The sequence below is a fragment of the Nostoc sp. KVJ20 genome, from assembly GCF_001712795.1.
Lineage (GTDB): Bacteria > Cyanobacteriota > Cyanobacteriia > Cyanobacteriales > Nostocaceae > Nostoc.
Window position 1 is genome coordinate 1 of record NZ_KV757769.1, and the last position, 3,117, is coordinate 3,117.

At 38.9% G+C, this 3,117-nt stretch carries 1 protein-coding gene; it reads left to right on the forward strand.

The features are described 5' to 3' along the window. Window positions 1–110 precede the first annotated feature (110 nt). Window positions 111–3,116, forward strand: coding sequence for an nSTAND1 domain-containing NTPase (locus tag A4S05_RS36090; protein WP_256091386.1), 3,006 nt, complete (start codon window positions 111–113; stop codon window positions 3,114–3,116). Window position 3,117: the final 1 nt, after the last annotated feature.

Sequence of the window (3,117 nt, forward strand, 5' to 3'; positions counted from 1 at the left end):
AGCAATGTGCTTTACCCCTACAAAAAATCTATATATATCAAGATTTCCGTGAAATGGTATTACATGATGTAATTATACAAACAGGTAATACAAGGTAAATTATCTATGTTATGAGTAATCAGCAAGAGCCAGAAAATTTAGCCTTTGACAATGAGCGTTCATTGCAAACTCTGGTGCGAACAATTACCCTTTCTCAGGGCGAATTTTCGCTGATTTTGCTGCGCTGTAACTATGCTGCTTTACGTCAGCGCATGGTGCAACGTCTGCACCAATTATCTCCTGTACATATTCACGAGATTACTTTACCTGCATCAGTAAAAACGCTTTACACAAATATCCGCGAACAACTGGGAGATGAACAGCCGCCTGCATTGATGATTTTTGGTTTGGAGTCGGTTAAAGATATTGATACCGTTCTGACTTCAGCTAACCAAGTACGGGAGGAGTTTAGAAAGAACTTTCCGTTTCCGATATTGTTGTGGGTTAATGATTCAGTTCTGCAAAAATTTATTCGATTAGCAACTGATTTAGAAAGTTGGGCAACTATTATTAATTTTGAAAATCCTACTGATGAGTTAGTCAACTTCCTTCAGCAAAAAAGTGATGAAATCTTTGCTGGTAATGTAACGCCCAATCCCCAAATGTGCCGGGAACTAGAAACCGCCCGTCAAGATTTGCAAAATCGAGGGGAAGGATTAGAAGCAGCACTTAAAGCAAGTTTAGAGTTTTTGCTTGGTTTAAATGATTATCTACATGATGAGATAGATTCTGCTTTAGCACATTATCAACAAAGTTTGGGGTTCTGGCAACAAAGTAATTATTTAGAACGACAAGGTATATTACTCGTTAATATTGCTTCAGCGTATGAGCGCCAAGCTGAAAGAAATCAAGTAGAGAATATTAGATATTGGCAAGAAGCTAGAAATTATCTTCAGCAAGCTATTGAGATTTTTGAACAAGCACAACGTTCAGATTTAGTTGCAAAGCATATTACTAAACTGGGTGAAGTGCTACGACGTTTACAAGCATGGTCAGAGTTGCAAAGCCTTGTGGAAAAATCTCTGCCGCTACATCAAAATTATGGCACGTCGTTGCAGTTGGCTAAAGATTATGGTTTTTTGGCAGAAGTAGCTTTAGAACAGTCACACTGGAATGAAGCTAATCAACTCGCAGGGCAAGCATTACAAATATTAGCTGAGATACCTAATTTACAATCAAATCAATTTGGTTGGTATCGGTTTATTTTAGCTAAATCTCAACAGGGTTTAGGTCAATTTGAAGCAGCAATTAATAGTTTAAAAGTTGCTAAAGCTGAAAGTAATCATCATTATAATCCGCAATTATATATATCTATCTTAGAAAGATTGCGCTCACTTTCCTTTGAACAAGGTGAATATCTGAAAGCTTTTAATATTAAGCAAGAACAGTTACAAATTGAACAACAGTATGGTTTCCGTGCCTTTGTTGGGGCATCTTATCTTAACCCGCAGCGACAGGCAATTAGTTCTACACAGTTGCAAGTAGAAAATCCTGAAACCATTGCTGAAGAAATTGCTGCTTCTGGTCGGGGACAAGATGTTAAGCGGTTGCGAGAAAGAATTGGCGGGACTGAGCATAAATTGACTGTAATTCATGGTCAGTCAGGAGTGGGTAAAAGCTCGATTTTGCAGGGTGGATTAATCCCGGCGTTGCAACAGGAAGCAATTGGTGAGCGAGATGCTTTACCTGTTTTGTTGCGAGTTTATACAGATTGGGTGGGGATGTTGGGGCAGAGTTTGGCTCAGGCTTTTGAGGAAGTCAGAGGGAATCAATTATTTGCTAATCTTGATTCTTCAGCAGCTATTTTAGAACAATTACGGAGAAATGCTGACCGTAATTTGTTGACGGTTTTAATGTTTGACCAGTTTGAAGAGTTTTTCTTTGTTTATCCAGACCAAGGTCAACGACGAGCATTTTATGAGTTTTTGCGAGTTTGTCTAGATATTCCTTTTGTCAAGGTAATTCTGTCTTTGCGGGAAGATTATTTACATTATTTATTAGAATTAGACCGTCTGTTTGATTTAAGTGTAATTAATAATAATATTCTTGATAAAAATATTCGTTATTATTTGGGTAACTTTTCGCCAGCCGATGCGATGGCTGTTGTGCAGAGTTTAACAGAACGCTCTCACTTTTATCTTGAGCCTGCACTGATTGACCAATTAGTGCGGGATTTAGCAGGGGAATTGGGGGAGGTTCGCCCAATTGAGTTGCAAATTGTGGGGACGCAATTGCAAACTGAGAAAATTACAACTTTAGATAAGTATCGTCAATTTGGGACTAAAGAGAAACTGGTTGAGCGATTTTTAGAAGAAGTCATCCATGATTGTGGTGCGGAGAATGAACAGGTTGCACGACTGGTTTTATATTTACTGACAGATGAAAATGGTACTCGTCCCCTCAAGACTCGCGCTGAGTTAGCCGCAGATTTGGTAGCAGAAGTTGATAAATTAGATTTGGTGTTAGAAATTTTTGTGGCATCAAGATTAGTGTTGCTGTTACCAGAATCGCCGGCTGACCGTTATCAACTGGTGCATGATTACCTTGTGTCGTTCATTCGTCAGCAACAGGGTAATGAAATATTAGCAGAACTAGCTAGAGAGCGAGAACAACGCTTGCAAGCAGAAGAGAAGCTGAAGGTTGAACAAGATGCAAAGCAGATATTAGTTAATGCTCAACAAGAAGCCAAGCGAGAAATTCGCCAAGGGCGGATGCGGTTAGCTTTAAGTTCTGGGTTAGCGGTATGTTTATTATTATTCGCAGGTATATCATCTTTATATGCATTGAATCAAATTCAAGTGGCTAAAGATGCTGATGATGAAAAGCAACAGGCAGAAAATACAGTTACAACGGCTCAAGCTGAATTGCAAGCTACGCAAGAAGCACAGATAGAATTACAGAAGAAAGCGCAAAAATTAGAAGCAAAAAAGAAAGATGCAGAGCAAAAGTTTGAAGCAGCGCAGAAAAATCAGCAAGCCGTAGATGCAAAATTTAAGGCAGCACAGGCAGATTTAGGGAATGTAAAGCAGCAAGCAGCAGAATTACAAGATAAAAATTTTGTAAGGATTCAGGTCTAAT